This is a genomic window from Paraglaciecola chathamensis S18K6 (assembly GCA_000314955.1).
Classification (GTDB): domain Bacteria; phylum Pseudomonadota; class Gammaproteobacteria; order Enterobacterales; family Alteromonadaceae; genus Paraglaciecola; species Paraglaciecola chathamensis.
In genome coordinates this window covers 19508-35635 of sequence record BAEM01000003.1, presented here as the reverse complement: position 1 = coordinate 35635, position 16128 = coordinate 19508, and the positions used below count along the sequence as shown (strand labels likewise).

Genomic DNA, 16128 nt, shown 5'->3' with positions numbered 1-16128 from the left:
CCTAAGGGACAGGAACATGTTGCAAAATGCTATCAAGTACTTGATTGCTCGAGACACCCTCAGCTTCAGCTTCATAACTAAGCAATAAACGATGACGTAACACGTTATGGAATACGGCTTGTATGTTATCAGGCCCTACAAAATCTCGCCCCATCAACCAGGCGTGGGCTCGGGCGCATTTATCGAGGGCAATCGTTGCTCTTGGGCTCGCGCCAAATTCAATCCAGCTGGCTAGCTGCTCGCTGTATTTTTCAGGTTGGCGGGTGGCGATAATCAGTTCAACGAGATAGCGTTCTAAGGCTTCATCCAAATGAATTTCTAGCACTGCTTTGCGGGCACTAAATATATCTTGCTGAGTCAAATTTGGCGCGGTAACCGGGGCGCTATGTAAAGACTCGTTGCGGGTTAGTTTGAGTACTGCAAGTTCTGTTTCAGCACCAGGGTAATCAATTTCCAAATGCATTAAAAAGCGATCTAATTGTGCTTCAGGTAAGGGATATGTACCTTCCTGCTCTATAGGGTTTTGGGTTGCCATAACCAAGAACAATTCAGGTAGTGGGTATGTTTTGTTACCCACGGTAATTTGTCTTTCTGCCATCGCTTCAAGTAATGCAGATTGCACTTTCGCCGGCGCTCGGTTTATTTCATCAGCTAACACCAAGTTGTGAAACAGTGGCCCTTTTTGAAAATCAAATTGACCGGTCTCAGGACGATAAATATCTGTACCGGTTAAATCTGCGGGTAATAAATCAGGTGTGAATTGAACCCGATGAAAATCTCCCTCAACACCATTGGCAAGAGAGTTTACCGCACGGGTTTTAGCAAGGCCGGGGGGGCCTTCAACTAATAAGTGACCATCTGCGAGTAATGCCACGAGAATATTTTGGGTCAAGGTTGTTTGACCGATAACTTGCGAGTCTAAATACGCTTGTAGTTGCGAAAATTGAGCTGAAGGCATGTGTTTTTATTATTCCTGCGTTGAATGGTGTACATAGGTGTACGGGAAAATAAACTGTGTTTACAGACAATGCTATCTATATAGGGTTCCCTTACTGAAAAACAATGTTACAAATGACAAAGTTGCGTTTATTTGTATGCAATTTAGAGCGTATAAGTCATTGTCTGGGTTACTAAATTGGATCAATAGTAAAACATTACCAAATTCGTGTATTCGTTAGTTTCACGTTCCACTGTGTGCTTAACGATATTGCGAGGTTGCATTGTGAACACGTGTTTAAGTGGCTATTGTAATTGCTTATAAATGACACAATATTATCTATACTTTCAAAATTTTCATTCTCCCTGTACAATTCATCAAAATTACAGGTCAGACCACTTGGTTTCGACTCAACATTAAGGTTAAATCATGACGGCAAAACAAACAGTAACAACTCGAAGCGGTGAACGAATCGCCATAGTGGCGGGGTTACGCACACCATTCGCTAAAATGGCAACCAACTTTCACGGTGTTCCTGCCGTTGATTTAGGCAAAATGGTTGTTAATGAGATGCTGGTAAAACACAACGTCGATCCGTTATCCATTGAGCAATTGGTATACGGGCAAGTGGTGCAAATGCCAGAGGCACCGAACATTGCTCGCGAGATTGTGTTAGGTACAGGTATGAGTGTGCATACCGATGCTTATAGTGTGTCGCGCGCGTGTGCAACAAGTTTTCAATCTACAGTGAACATTGCTGAATCAATGATGCTTGGCAATATCAGTGTGGGTATAGCGGGTGGTGCTGATTCGACGTCAGTTTCACCAATTGGTGTATCGAAAAACTTAGCCCGTGCCTTAACAGATCTGCAAAAAACCAAGACAGTCGGACAAAAGTGGAATGTGCTGAAAAAACTTGGCTTAAAAGACTTGTTGCCAGTACCACCTGCTGTGGCTGAATATTCTACGGGCTTGTCCATGGGACAAACCGCTGAACAGATGGCAAAGACCCACAATATTAGTCGAGCAGATCAGGACAAGTTGGCCCATCGCTCGCACTCATTAGCTGCGCAAAGCTGGAATGAAGGCAAATTAGCGGGAGAGGTGATGACTGCGTACCCTGCGCCCTATAAGAGTGCCTTCGAGAAAGATAACAACATTCGTTTCGACTCAAAGTTAGAAGGATACGCCAAGCTTCGCCCGGTATTTGATAAGAAACACGGGACGGTGACCGCCGCAAATGCAACGCCGCTAACAGATGGTGCTTCAGCGGTATTAATGATGACCGAAAGTAGAGCGAAAGCATTGGGTTATAACCCGCTTGGATACATCAAGAGTTATGCTTTTGCCGCAATCGATGTGTGGGAAGATATGCTCATGGGGCCGTCTTATGCCACACCCATTGCATTAGATAGAGCAGGAATGACACTGAATGATTTAACTCTGATTGAAATGCATGAAGCGTTTGCTGCACAAACGTTAGCGAATGTGAAAATGTTCGCCAGTGACAAATTTGCCCAAGAAAAATTGGGCCGCAGTAAAGCGACCGGTGAAATCGACATGGACAAATTTAACGTAATGGGCAGTTCACTCGCTTATGGCCATCCCTTTGCTGCCACAGGCACGCGCATGATAACTCAAATGCTAAATGAACTAACACGACGCGGTGGTGGCAGTGGTTTGGTAACCGCTTGCGCTGCAGGTGGCTTGGCCGCTGCAATGATCGTTGAAACTGAATAAGGGCAATATGATGACCAATGAAAATACAACAGAGCAACATGCCCCAAGCGCGTTTACCCTTACCAAACGTGATGATGGTATTGCTATTTTAAGTATGGATGTACCCGGGGAAACCATGAATACGCTCAAAGTTGAGTTTGGTGACCAAGTAGGAGCCATGCTTGACCAGATTGAGAGCGACAGCAGTATTAAAGGTGTGGTTGTTATCAGTGGAAAAGACAACTCTTTTGTAGCGGGCGCCGATATTTCGATGCTTGCAGGGTGTAAAAGCGCTGAAGAAGCACAAGCAATAGGCCAGGGGGGACAAGCTGTTTTCCAACGTATCGAAGATATGTCGGTGCCGTTTGTTGCTGCAATCCACGGACCTGCGTTAGGCGGAGGTTTAGAGCTGGCACTTGCTTGCCACATGCGAGTGTGTAGTGACGATGACAAGACCCAACTAGGCTTACCCGAAGTTCAATTAGGCTTGTTGCCAGGCAGTGGCGGCACGCAACGTCTGCCGCGTTTGATCAGTGTACAGCAGGCCATGAAAATGATGCTGACAGGGTCGGCGGTACGAGCAAAACAAGCGAAAAAATACGGTATTGTGGATGACATGGTGCCACGTTCGATTTTACTTGATGTGGCCATTGAAATGGCGAAGAAAAGCAAGCCGAAACGTAAACCAGTCAAGCTTGATCTTATGGGGCAGTTTCTTGAGCGCACCCCCATGGGCAAAAAATTAATGTTCAAACAAGCGCGTAAGCAAACCCAAGCCAAAACGCTGGGTAATTACCCCTCACCCGAGCGTATTATCGATTGTATCGAAACAGGTTTAGAAAAAGGTAATGCACAAGGCTACGCCCTAGAAGCTCAGCATTTTGGTCATCTTGTGATGACACCTGAATCAGCCGCTCTACGCAGTTTGTTTTTCGCCACGACTGAAATGAAAAAAGAGAACGGGGTTGAAGGTGTTGCTCCTAACGCATTGAAGAAAATTGGTGTGTTAGGTGGTGGCCTAATGGGTGGCGGTATCGCCTTTGTTACAGCAACAAAAGCGAAATTGCCCGTACGGATTAAAGATATTCGCAGTGATGGCATTGCCCATGCGATGAAATACTCTTATGACATTTTGAGCAAAAAAGTGAAACGCCGCTTCATGTTGCATTCTCAAATGCAATCTCAGCTTTCGCGTTTAACAGGCTCTGTTGATTATGTAGGTTTCGACAATACGGATGTTGTGATTGAAGCGGTTTTTGAAGATCTGGCATTAAAACAAAATATGGTTACTGACGTGGAAACACATTGTTCAGAGCACACTATTTTTGCTTCGAATACTTCCTCGATCCCAATTGGTCAAATTGCTGCCAATGCCAAGCGCCCAGAAAATGTTATTGGCCTGCACTATTTTTCTCCAGTAGACAAAATGCCACTGGCTGAAGTCATCGCCCATGAAGGAACGTCTGATCAGACTATTTCAACAACGGTTGAGCTAGCGAAAAAGCAAGGCAAGACACCCATTGTTGTAAAAGACGGAGCAGGCTTTTATGTTAACCGTATTTTGGCGCCGTATATGAATGAGTCGGCCGAAATATTATTAGCCGGCGAGCCGATTGAGCAAATTGATAGAGCCTTGGTGAAATTTGGTTTCCCAGTCGGACCTATCAAGCTGCTAGATGAAGTTGGCATTGATGTGGGGACGAAGATAAGCCCGATTTTAGTTGCTGAGTTTGGTGAGCGTTTTAGTTCAGCCCCAGGATTCGACAAATTATTGGCGGATGACAGAAAAGGCAAGAAGAACAAACGTGGCTTTTACAATTATGAAGGTAAAAAACCAGGCAAAGAAGTCGACGAGAGTGTCTATGATTTATTAAGTATTACACCAAGTAGCCGTTTAAGTGAAAGTACTATTGCAGAACGCTGCGTTCTATTAATGCTAAACGAGGCTGCAATGTGTCTCGATGAAGGTGTGGTGCGCAGTGCCAGAGATGGAGATATAGGTGCTATATTCGGTATTGGTTTCCCGCCGTTCTTAGGTGGGCCGTTTAGATACATGGATAGTTTAGGTATTCAACAGGTCGTAGAACGTTTAAGCCATTACCAACAACAATTTGGTGACAAGTTTACGCCAGCTAAGTGCCTAGTAGAAATGGCTGAGAATAACGCCACCTTCTACAGTTAGCCTTCCTTTTCATTGGTAAAAATAAAAAGCCGAACCTTGTTAAAAGGTTCGGCTTTTCTGTATTCTGGGCTGTCAGTACGGCATACCCTTTTCTTAATCCGTTCAGGCATAGTCGTTTTACTCACTAAATGACAGGCATAAAAAAAGAGAGTTCCTCTCTCTTTTTTGACTGAATAATGTTTATTCAGCTAAAGTCGACGTTGATTAAAATCTAACAGAACCTACTTTTATTGCTTTGTTTTCTACACTTGTTGTAGTGGTTTTAGCTGCTTCAGGTGCTTTTGCACTTTCAACAGATTGAGTAGCAACAGGAGCGGCAGTAGTAAGTGCTAGAGCGATTGCATAAGCTTTTAACATTGGATATTCCTCTTAATATTTTATTATTGACGTTTCGCTGACTATTATTTGTCAGTCGAAAGTATTAATGCTTATTACGTGCCAATGTGTATCAGGTAGAAAAAATATGCGTTTATATTTAGTGTTCAATTGATGAGTCACACGGGAAGTTGCTGATGGTTGGCCGTTTTAAAAAGGATAGAAAGAGGCGTCTCAAAAAATAAAATTTTGAATAGAATTAGCCAAATTGACCCATTCAAAAAATCACGACTTGTACAAAAAACAACCCGCTGGCCCATGTAGTATGGGGTTATTAGTTTTACCTGAAGAATTTAAAAGTGTGAAAATAGAAGAGTGCAAAAATATGAAAGGAAGCTATCGCGCTAGCATTAACTTCCTTGCAGTAATCTGTTTAGTTGATGATTTTCTTTGAGTAAACGTTCGAAACGAGAAGAGCTTAAAGGTTTGCTATAAAGATAACCTTGAAGCATTTCACATTCATAACGACGTAAAATTGACATCTGCTCTTCATGTTCTACCCCTTCGGCAACGACTTTAAGGCCAAGATTGTGCGCTATAGTGATTATAGCGGCAGTCATATGCCGGTCGACACTACTCGTGGCGATGTCATCAATGAAAGCTTTGTCTATTTTTAGCGTATTTAACGGAAAGCGCTTTAAATAAGCTAATGATGAGTACCCTGTACCAAAATCATCTAACGCTAGGTGTATACCGCGCTCACGTAACCGAGTCATCATGCGAAGGGCATTATCGGGATCTTGCATCAAAGTGCCTTCGGTAATTTCACATTCCAGATGAAGCGGCGACAGGTCGGCTTTTTGCAAAATATCAGCGATTTTCTCGTCTAAGTCAGGTAATTCAAATTGACGTGCTGAAATATTGACGGCTACGCGGCCGGTAAAGATGCCCGCTTTTACCCAGCGTTTCGTATCTTCACAGGCTTTACGTAAAACCACTTCCCCGATGTCAATAACTTGACCTGTTTGCTCTGCTAAAGGAATAAATTGCGCTGGGCTAACGATACCTTTTTCTGGATGCTCGAAGCGCACCAGTGCTTCCATACTGAGTAACTTACCAGTAGCAATATCAATTTTAGGTTGATAGTAAACGTTGAACAGGTCTTCTTTTAAGCCGTGACGAATTAGGTTTTCTATTTGTAATTGACGCACCGCATTTTGGTTCATTTCACCACTGAAGAATTGATATTTATTCCCTCCAGCGTTTTTGGCAAAGTACATCGCCGTGTCTGCGTTCTTAAGTAATTCTTGCGGTGAGCTACCATCTTCTGGAAAAAACGCGATACCAATGCTGGCGCCTAGTACAAACTCTTGATGGTTAATTAAGAATGGGCGGGCTAAATCATCCAAAATAGATTGTGAAAAGTGAGTGACGTTGTGAACATCTGTGTCTTTGTCGAGTAATATACTGAACTCGTCCCCGCCGAGGCGATAACAGGTGGCGCTTTTACCGGCCAATTTTTGCAATCGCCGCGCTATTTGTTTAATCAATAAGTCACCGGTTTGATGCCCCAGTGAATCATTGATTTTCTTAAAATTATCCATATCCAAGCAAATGAGTGCGTGCTGCGTTCCGCGGCGAACAATATTATTGTGGCTAGCTTGAAAAAATGAACGGTTGGGTAGGTCAGTTAACGGGTCGGTATTGGCCAACTTAAGCAATTCTTTCTCGGTGCTTTTACGTGGAGTAATATCGGAAAACACCCCTACATAATGACTGATTCTGCCATCTTCGTCGTTGATTGCATCAATGTTCAATTCCATCTCGTACTTTTCACCATTGATACGTCTAGATTCTACTTCTCCGTTCCAGTTACCTTTTTGGCGAAGTGACTTTTTCACCTCTTCGGTAAATGCCCCTGGGTATTGGTGGAACGTCAGGTAGCTGGCAAGAGCTTGATCACGGGTTTCACCTGTGTATTTGCAATATGCTTTGTTCACCGAAATATATCTAAAGCTGGTATCCGCAATAAACACGCCGTCAGAAATTGTCTCAATAGAACGCTTAAACAGTTTTAATTGCTCTTCTGCTACTTTTAAGTGACTGATATTTTTGAACGTACCTGTCATCCGAATGGGTTGATTGTTACTGTCTCGACTAACGACCTTGCCGCGATCAAGTACCCACAGCCATTCACCTTTAAAGGTGCTGGCGCGATAAGTTACTTCAAAATGTTCAGTTTTATCTTGCAGATGCTCATTTAGCGCATCCTGCACTCGCTTAATGTCATTTTGGTGAATGTTGGCTTGATACGCGCTGTTAACCCGAATGTCATCTTGGGGGAAGTCCATAATGCCCCAAGTATTTGAACGAAAGACTTGCCCTTGGTATATATCCCAATCCCAAAGCTCGTCACCACTACTCCAAAGGGTCAACTTCAAGCGCTCTTCACTTTCGGTGATGGCCAAGCGGGCGATACGCTTAGAGCGATATTGCTTAACAATGCTTAAGGCTATGAACAAGGCTAAAATGCAATATAGAACCAAGGCATTGCGATGAAGCCACAAAGGAGGCTCAATATTGATGGTTAACGATTGAGAATCTGACCAAGGATTCAGATTATAGCGACTTTGCACTTCAAACTGATATTGGCCAAAATCTAAGTTAGTAAAGGTTGCTTCTCGAGTACGTTTATCCGCATCTAGCCACTTATCAGAATAACCTTTTAATTTGTAACGATACGAATAGCCATTAGCGTTTAACGGGTTGAGTTGACCAAACGTTAAACTCACGTGATTAGAGCTGTTTGGTAAGGTAAGTTCATTAGTAAGGTAAATAGGTTTATTAAGGGGAGTGCCTACACTGTGAACTGTGACCCTCCTATTGAATAACCCTAAGTGGGTAATGATTGGCGGCGTCAGTAAACTATCATCTATTGGATCGGCAAATGATTTTTTATTCTGGGATACTTGTTCATGATCAAATAAATTAAACCCTTGAGAGCCACCAAAAAGTATTTTTCTATCAAGGGTAACTAGTCCTGCGCCTTCATTGAAATCATTGAAATCTAGTCGCTCTGGAGTGATTTGTTGAACAACCTGTTTAGATGAAATAGAGACTTCTTCGATGCCTCCGGCCATGGTCGTTAACCATATGCTGTCGTCCACTCTTAGCGCTTTAACAATTTGGTTGTCAAATAACCCCGTATTTACATTGATTTTCTGGGTTATTTGAAAGGTTTGCTTGTCTAAAACGATGAGACCGAATTCAAGTGATGCTAGCCAAAACTCTTCTGCTGTTTCAACGACAGAGCTAAAATTATTGCTAGTTAATAAGGGGTCGCTTGATAATTTCGTAAGTTTCTGAGAGACCAAGTCAAATATCAGAAGTTCGTTATTTCCTCTTAACCAAAGTCTTTCATCGCTGTCGATAAATATAGGATCTAGCGTTTTAAACCCAGTGCTTCGAAGTTGAATGGAGTGTTCACTAAAATCTTTTGTGTCAATCCATCGCAAATTATTATCTTGTGATTTAAGCCAAATTTTATTTTCAGAATATAAAACTCTGTAATAGAAGTTACCTGGAGATAACACTTTTAATAGTTTTAACTCTCGACTATTATCTTTTTCGTATATATAAATTCCACCGCTTGTGGCCAGCCAAAGACGGTCTTTTTCGTCAATAGTCATATCCCAAATGCTGTGTTCAAATCCTTTAAGCCAGGAAGTAAATTGCTCTTTTTGGGGAGAAAATTCAGATATACCTCCAGACTGGCTGGCAAGCCAAATTATGTTATTGCTGTCTTGTTTGATTGACCAGACCACATTTCCAGCCAAGGTATTCTCAACGGCTTGGTTAGCAACATAATGTTTAAAAAGAGCAGAGTCTTGGTTGTATCGGTAAACTCCAGCGGTGTGAGAGCCTAGCCATATAGTGTTATTGCTGTCACGGAACATGCTGAGTAGAAATATTCCAGCATCAGATTGAGTAGCCTGATTATTTAATCCGCTATCCAGAGGCACATGCTTAGTTACGTCTAGCGTCTCATTCACTATAGTCAACCCAGCTGATGTTCCGAGCCATACCGAGCCGTCATGCCCTGGCTGGATATTCCGCACTTCGTTTCCAAGAAGGTTAGGAGTACTTTCTGTGCTGAAATGATTCAGTGTATTGGTCGCTTGATCCCATGCGAAAGCACCTAATTCTGTTGCAAACCAATAAATGTCACCAATATGTTTAACGTCGAATAAGTATTCCCCTGGTACGGTTATATTAAGCGGGTTAGCAGTCTTAAGATCGTATAGTGTTTGGCTGTCGTTTTCTAAGAGAAATATACCATGACCATATGTGCCAATTAGCGTGTAGGCCTCTCCAGCAAGTATGGACTTAATTTCAGGTGGCAGACGGCCCGACGAAATTTCAACGGGGGTAAAGTCATTTGTCCGTTTGGAATAAAGATATAAGTTGGACTCATTTGCCACTAGTAAGCGGCCTGATTGAGAAAGACTCAATGCGTTAATAATATTGTTATTTAAACTACTATTGTGCTGATTGTAGCGGGTAAAATTATCATTCAGTGGGTTATACCGAGCTAAACCGTTCTGAGTCCCGACCCACAACGCTCCTTCCTGATCAATCTGTAATGTCCTAATAAAGTCATGAGGTAAAGAAGTTATATCATTGGGGTTATGTTGGTAGTTAACGAATTCATAACCATCAAAACGACTTAATCCATTTGCGGTCGCAAACCACATGAATCCGCGTTTATCTTCGATAATATCGGTAATCGTATTTTGAGTTAAGCCATCGGCTTTGGTGAGATTATCAAAAGAAAAGGATTGGGCGTGCGCTGTATTTAAAAAGCCCAAAGTAGTGCTTATAAGCCACACACAGCAAAAGAAGGATTGAATAGTTAAAGTATGCAATTAACACCTGTCAGCAGTTTTTCTGCTTTGTAATTATTAATATTTAGGAACCAATCCATTGCATCCATTAGGCTAAATATGCCTAAAATACGGGGCCTTAACAAGTTTTAATCGTTACTTTTTAACGCTAATACACAGATTTTACCTCAACCAGTGTTTTGTTCGGTCTATCGGCTGAATCTTAATGGTTTATTCTACCAAAGGCGTATGTTTTTTGAACTCCGAAACATCTGTCACCTGGGCTACGGATAACTCGCTTGCCGATATTTTATGATTGGGATCACTATACAATATTAATTCACCAGTATTTTTTCCGATGACTAACCCTTTGACGAATGTCATCAAGTCAGAAAACTCAATATTGGTTAACTCGTTGGCAGTATCTTTATTCTGAGAAAATGCATAATCTCGATTACCTAATGCAGACCACAGACGTTGGCTTTTCATACTTAAATTCGCATCGTTTTGACACAATTGTTTCATTACACCTTGTTTTATATCATTCCAATTTTTTTGATATTGCTGTAAATCAACGGTGAATTTTTGCAGAAAATCGCGGATTGTTTTGATTAAGTACTCGGCGGAATACTGTGGTGACTGAACGTAAAAAGCCATACCAGGATGTTGATTAAAGGGAACATAACCACTACCTACCAGATAACCCAACTGTGCTTGCTGGCGAGCAAAATTAAAGAACACAGGTGACACAAGCTGCTCTAATAAAATGGTCAATAAGGTGTCGCGCCGCTTTGCGTTAGGTGATTGGTAATAAATGACGACCGCCGCATCTGGGTGATTACAGGGCAGTGAATGTAATAGCGAGCGCTGCTGAGATAAATCAAACACACTGCGCGATAATTTCCCATGCCCTGTAAACTTTTGATGTTGCTTGTATAAACTAGATGAAAACTGTTCAGCCTCTGTTTTGTGCCAGTTACCAAAGATTAAAGATTCAATATACCTATTATTCAGCATTTGGCTTTTCACCTCATAGACCTGTTCTATGCTGGCTTTTTCTATCGCGTTAACCATGCTCAGAGGCGTGTGGGTATTTTGCTGCATCAGTGCAGATAATCTGGTAAATAAGCGGTTGATTGGCTTATTAAGCAGGTTATTGTGCAGACTTTGCAACTGCTGATGCTTCACTTGCTCGAAGTGCTTATTGAAGTCTTCGAACGTGTGAATCTGCTCAGTCAGTTCATGTGCAAACATTAATTGATTGGCGCTAAAGCCACTTGTATGAAGGGAAAAACCACATTGATGCGAATACAAGTGATAATTTAACCCAGCAACATTGGCCTGATAATAACGTTGCTGAAAATGGTTATTTAAAAGGGCTATCCATAATTTCTTTGTGGCCGCAGCCTCTACGCCTAACGTGGCGGCTTGGCAATCAAATGAAACGTAGCAATCTCCTCTAGGTAACTCAAATTGGTTATCTTGTCCGAACCACACATTAAAATCTGCTGTGTCAAATGTTTGTTGCGGAATAATAAATTGTGCATCTGTTGCTATCCGCGAATGGTTACGACTAAGAAACGGATTTTTCTCGGGTAATTTTAATAATGGGTTACACGAGGCGTTTTGCAGTTTTTGCATTAAGCTCGATGGAATCGCGGAAACGTTATATGGGGTCTGGTACCACCGACTAACAAAAGTTGTTTTAGGGTTTGGTGAAACCACTTTGACCCGCATATTCTCCGGGGTGAAAAAATTTAGCACTTCGTCGACAACAGCAGGATTCGGCTTATCCAGAATATATTCTGACGCAATGAGGTGCTCTGGTGGATAAATAAAGATGCTACTCGATAAGCTGATTGCTTCGTCAGTGGGCTTTATGGCGTCAGCAAATTGCCAAATTTGGGAGAGCAGTGTGCTTTTTTCATCGAAGTAGCGAATTTTATTGTGCTGCTTTATATGTTCAATATATTGAAATATCGTTTCCAGCATAAGGTCAATATTGGCTAAACCTGCTTCGGTTAACTGTAAGTTGACGTTGAAATCTCGAAAGTTACTGCCTTCAATACCCCCACCTACACTAATATTTGTCGCAAAACCCTTTGCTTTAAAATGCCCAAGCAAACCGTCAGGACCTTCATCTGCTAACAACTCACTAATAATGCAAAGTGGTTTGGTTCGATAAAGATGTTGCATAGAGGGCAAAGCGAAGGTCACGATAAGCCTTCGTGCTGATTTCAGTGGTGCAATATCAATTCTGATCCCCAACTGCTCATCTAAATAAAGCGCTGGGAGTGGGGCCGCATGGGGAGCTTGCCTGTTTGCAAAAGACCCAAAATGCGCCTTAACAAGCTCTAAGCAGGTTTGCGTGTCAAAGGGGCTGATGATGCACAACGTCATATTGTGGCTAACGTATTGATTTTGATGCAAAGCAAACAAACGCTGTTGAACTTCTTTAAGACTCAACGTGTTTAACGTGCTGGCATTACCGACGGAAAATTGACTAAAGGGGTGTTCAGGGTTTGATGTTTCTTTATGGACTTCATACAGTCTACGTAAATCGTCATTTATTTTTAATGAAAATTCAGCGTCAATAGCGCTAATTTCTTTTTTAATGGACTCAATTTCAAATAATGGTTGGGTTAATAAATGGCTGAAATGATCAAGCGCAGTCGAAAGATTTTCATTATTTACAGAAAAATAGTAGTGGCTGTATTCTGAGCCCGTGGCAGCATTTACCGTACCACCATGCAAAGAGAGAAACGTATCAAACGCATCAACTGTCTTATATTTCTTATTCCCTTGGAACAGCACGTGCTCCAAAAGGTGACTTAAGCCGAGGCAATCAGCAGGATCACTAAAATGCCCATTGCCTATGGTCGCCGCCACAGAACAGGTTTCGCTGGTTTGATCTTCGACAAGGATCACCTTCAACCCATTCTCAAGTTGAGAATACAGGTAGTGACGATTGTCGAGATGATGAGTAAGCAAAATATTAGATCCTGTTGTCATATATTGCGCTTAAATAGCATAACTTAAAAAACACTCAACTCTCGGATTTTCAAACATTTATTTGTTATATTAAGCGTAACAAAGTTTGTTAACTATTCAGCAGTAATTTATGCAGATTATGATCATGCGCCACGGCGACGCAGAACCAGTACAAGATGACGACCGTTCTCGTGAGTTAACGAAGTTTGGCCAACAACAAGCTATGGTAGCAGGGCAGTGGTTAAACCAGCGCTATTCAGACGGCATTGAGATGAGCTTGGTTAGCCCTTATGTTCGGGCGCAGCAAACATTAGACGCCGTTAGCGAAAATGTGGATGTTCATCATCACGCCGTATCAGACGATATAACACCTGATGGCAATATCTGGCTGACGCATGACTATGTTGATTACTTACTAGAGGTAAAGAAAGTCTCTGATTCATTGTTGATTGTCAGTCATATGCCCTTTGTTAGTTACTTCCTAGATGAAATAACCAAAGAGCAACATTCGTTATTTTTTGATACATCGAGTATAGTGTTGCTTGATTATCAACCAGCTACACACTCAGGGACGGTGCTGGACATTTATCACCCATCATGAAGTTAAGGGATAAACTTCCACTATAGTTTTGAGTATGAGAACCGATAACTCGTTAGAGAGGTTAGATTCATGCCAGGCAAAAATTTACCTGCGTATTTAAAGCAGGTACTAGAACATCACGTATCAAACGCGCAACTGACTCACGACACTGAGCTTCAGAGTATTTATGATCGCCTGACAAACCTGAACGCAAAAGTAGAGTTAGCTAAAGAAAAAATTCGCCAAAATAGACTGGCAAATAATTCTCTGCCAAAATCCTGAGTAACACATTTTTAATCAGCTCTAATCAGCTTTATTATTATCTTGAGCCAAATAGAACTGCGGCATGATACGCACGGTTTTTACCACATTATCTTTCATTTCAATGATTTCAAGTGGGTAACCGGCTAAGCGCAAACTGATATTGGCTTCTGGAATATCTTCTAAATATTCTAGAATGATACCATTGAGGGTTTTTGGTCCCTCAGTAGGGAAATGCCAATCCATTTCTTTGTTCAGTTCTCTCACGTTTGCACTACCGTCAACTAAAACACTGCCATCTTGTTGGGTATCAGCTTCTTTACTGTGATCAGGCACCATACTGGTGGTGAAATCACCAATAATTTCTTCAAGAATATCCTCTAGTGTCACTAAGCCTTGAATATCACCATACTCATCTACAACTAAACCGATTCGCTCTTTCACGGCTTGAAACTTGTACATCAAGGTATGTAACGGTGTCGACTCGGGGGTGAAGTATATTTCTCGAACGGCTCGCAACAGACTGGATTTAGTAAATTCATCTTTAGACAACAAGCGCAGGGCATCACGCACATGGACGAATCCAACTGCATCATCAATGCTGTCACGGTATAGTAAAACCCGAGTGTGTTGTGAGTTTATTAGTTGTTTCTGTATGTCTTTCCATTCATGGTTGATATCAATCGCCACAATTTCATTGCGGGGTACCATGATGTCCTCGGCAGTGACTTTTTCTAGGTCTAGAATACCGACTAACATATCTTGGTGCTTTTTGGGGATCATCGCCCCCGCTTCATGTACAACGGTACGCAACTCTTCTCTACTGAGGCTACCACTGTCGCTGTCATCTGTGCTGATCCGCAATAATTTAAGAATAAAGTTGGTGATCCCGTTAACTAAAAATACTAATGGATATAGCACCTTGAGCATGGGTAAAAGAAAAAATGATGCAGGGAAAGAGACTTTTTCAGGGTAGAGCGCAGCAACTGTTTTAGGGGTAACTTCAGAAAAAATAAGAATAACCAAGGTTAAAACCACTGTGGCGATTGCGATCCCCATGTCACCGTACAAGCGCAAGCCCAAAACCGTCGCTACGGCAGATGCGGCAATGTTAACCAGATTATTACCAATAAGAATTAAACCAATTAGCCTGTCAGGTCGCTCAAGCAATGTCTGGACGCGCAACGCCCCTTTGTTGCCTTCGTTACCCAGGTGCTTAAGTCGATATCGATTGATCGACATCATACTGGTTTCGGAGCTAGAAAAATAAGCGGAAAGTAATACTAAAATACCAAGTAGAATAAATAGACTACCTGTTGATATATCGTCCAACTAAGGATTCCCTAAAGGTTGTTAAAGCGAAACTTTAAGGGCAAATTCCCCACGTTTCAAGCAAAGTTGGCTTATTTTACTATAGATAAAGGCTAAAAACAGGCTCAGCTCAAAATTATTTCTTTGACAAAACGGCTGCCAAAATAGGCCAAACTTAATAATAATGAGCCTGCAATAGTAGCGAAAATAATAGGCTTACCACGCCAACCAAACTTAAAATGCCCAAATAGCTCAATAGAAAACACCAGCCAAGCCAATATAGATAAAATAGTCTTGTGGGCTTGCCCTTGAGCAAACATGTTTTCTAAAAATACAAACCCGCTTATTAGCGAGAGCGTTAGTAAGATTGTGCCAACGGTTAGGAGTTTAAACAGAATACCTTCGACCATCATTAAAGGAGGTAAAGAAGAATGAAGTAAAGAAGCCTTTTTTTCTTTTAAGCGCATATTGATATACGCCAATTGTAACGCGTATAACAAAGCTATGCCTAAGCACGCATAGGCAAATAAGGCTAAGCCTATGTGTATCATTAGTTCTGGGCGCAAGCCAATGTGCATAATATGAGCATCAGGGATAAACAGATCCAGCAGAATGATAACCCCAGTAAAGGAATACACCACAGGCAGCAATATCGTATTGGGCATGGTGAAGGCCGCCAGCAACATAGTTAAACTGATAAGCCAAGCAACGAGTGAGGCAACATTAAGCATGCTTAGGTTTTCGCCAAGGCCGACAAAAATATCGTTATTCAATAGCCAAGCATGACCTGCTAAAGCAAGCATCGCGAATACGTAAGACAGCTTTAGATTAGGACCTTTATGGTCAAAAAACTTCAATAATATAACGCCAGCAGCGCCAGCATATAGGCAAAAGCAGATTAAGCCTAACAACATGATCTAACCTCGATTTTGGTATTGATGTTGAGCGA

General features: G+C 41.8%; 10 protein-coding genes. 4 read left to right on the top strand and 6 right to left on the bottom strand.

Translation table 11 applies throughout. The annotated features are described in order from the left end of the window. Position 1: 1 nt before the first annotated feature. Positions 2-958 (bottom strand): AAA family ATPase, encoded by a 957-nt coding sequence (locus tag GCHA_RS00470; RefSeq protein ID WP_007983970.1) that lies wholly within the window; start codon positions 956-958, stop codon positions 2-4. A gap of 408 nt (positions 959-1366) precedes the next feature. On the opposite strand from GCHA_RS00470, the gene fadI reads away from it, so the two are divergent. Then, on the top strand, positions 1367-2677 hold the full coding sequence (fadI, locus tag GCHA_RS00465; RefSeq protein WP_007983968.1) for an acetyl-CoA C-acyltransferase FadI: 1311 nt from the start codon (positions 1367-1369) through the stop codon (positions 2675-2677). 10 nt (positions 2678-2687) lie between these two features. Continuing rightward, entirely contained in the window at positions 2688-4838 is a 2151-nt protein-coding gene (fadJ, locus tag GCHA_RS00460) for a fatty acid oxidation complex subunit alpha FadJ (protein WP_007983966.1), read from the top strand. Between the two features lie 204 nt (positions 4839-5042). On the opposite strand, the gene GCHA_RS22970 is transcribed toward fadJ, so the two are convergent. The 3 genes from GCHA_RS22970 to GCHA_RS00450 all read right to left on the bottom strand — a co-directional run bounded on the left by GCHA_RS22970 (position 5043) and on the right by GCHA_RS00450 (position 13048). Continuing rightward, entirely contained in the window at positions 5043-5195 is a 153-nt protein-coding gene (locus tag GCHA_RS22970) for a hypothetical protein (protein WP_007983961.1), read from the bottom strand. A gap of 368 nt (positions 5196-5563) precedes the next feature. After that, positions 5564-10078: an EAL domain-containing protein gene (locus tag GCHA_RS00455; RefSeq protein WP_052017955.1), complete on the bottom strand. Its 4515-nt coding sequence runs from the start codon at positions 10076-10078 to the stop codon at positions 5564-5566. A 189-nt stretch (positions 10079-10267) separates the two neighbouring features. Then, the gene (locus GCHA_RS00450; RefSeq protein ID WP_007983954.1) at positions 10268-13048 is read right to left on the bottom strand and encodes an insulinase family protein; all 2781 of its coding nucleotides are present in this window, start codon (positions 13046-13048) and stop codon (positions 10268-10270) included. Positions 13049-13166: 118 nt separating this feature from the next. Here GCHA_RS00450 and sixA point away from each other — a divergent pair, with 118 nt between their 5' ends. Together sixA and GCHA_RS00440 are read left to right on the top strand one after the other, a co-directional pair. After that, the gene (gene sixA, locus GCHA_RS00445) at positions 13167-13628 is read left to right on the top strand and encodes a phosphohistidine phosphatase SixA (RefSeq protein WP_007983953.1); all 462 of its coding nucleotides are present in this window, start codon (positions 13167-13169) and stop codon (positions 13626-13628) included. Between the two features lie 69 nt (positions 13629-13697). Then, complete coding sequence (locus GCHA_RS00440) at positions 13698-13889, top strand: hypothetical protein (protein ID WP_007983951.1); 192 nt, start codon at positions 13698-13700, stop codon at positions 13887-13889. A 21-nt stretch (positions 13890-13910) separates the two neighbouring features. Here the strand turns inward: GCHA_RS00440 and GCHA_RS00435 are convergent, their stop codons facing one another. Both GCHA_RS00435 and GCHA_RS00430 read right to left on the bottom strand, forming a co-directional pair. Then, the gene (locus GCHA_RS00435; RefSeq protein ID WP_008303054.1) at positions 13911-15200 is read right to left on the bottom strand and encodes an HlyC/CorC family transporter; all 1290 of its coding nucleotides are present in this window, start codon (positions 15198-15200) and stop codon (positions 13911-13913) included. A gap of 104 nt (positions 15201-15304) precedes the next feature. Continuing rightward, the gene (locus tag GCHA_RS00430) at positions 15305-16093 is read right to left on the bottom strand and encodes a cytochrome C assembly family protein (RefSeq protein WP_007983947.1); all 789 of its coding nucleotides are present in this window, start codon (positions 16091-16093) and stop codon (positions 15305-15307) included. Positions 16094-16128: the final 35 nt, after the last annotated feature.

Bases quoted from the DNA above. Each gene is read 5' to 3' on its own strand.
- GCHA_RS00470 (WP_007983970.1), bottom strand. From the start codon at position 958: ATGCCTTCAGCTCAATTTTCGCAACTACAAGCGTATTTAGACTCGCAA.
- fadI (WP_007983968.1), top strand. From the start codon at position 1,367: ATGACGGCAAAACAAACAGTAACAACTCGAAGCGGTGAACGAATCGCC.
- fadJ (WP_007983966.1), top strand. From the start codon at position 2,688: ATGACCAATGAAAATACAACAGAGCAACATGCCCCAAGCGCGTTTACC.
- GCHA_RS22970 (WP_007983961.1), bottom strand. From the start codon at position 5,195: ATGTTAAAAGCTTATGCAATCGCTCTAGCACTTACTACTGCCGCTCCT.
- GCHA_RS00450 (WP_007983954.1), bottom strand. From the start codon at position 13,048: ATGACAACAGGATCTAATATTTTGCTTACTCATCATCTCGACAATCGT.
- sixA (WP_007983953.1), top strand. From the start codon at position 13,167: ATGATCATGCGCCACGGCGACGCAGAACCAGTACAAGATGACGACCGT.
- GCHA_RS00440 (WP_007983951.1), top strand. From the start codon at position 13,698: ATGCCAGGCAAAAATTTACCTGCGTATTTAAAGCAGGTACTAGAACAT.
- GCHA_RS00430 (WP_007983947.1), bottom strand. From the start codon at position 16,093: ATGTTGTTAGGCTTAATCTGCTTTTGCCTATATGCTGGCGCTGCTGGC.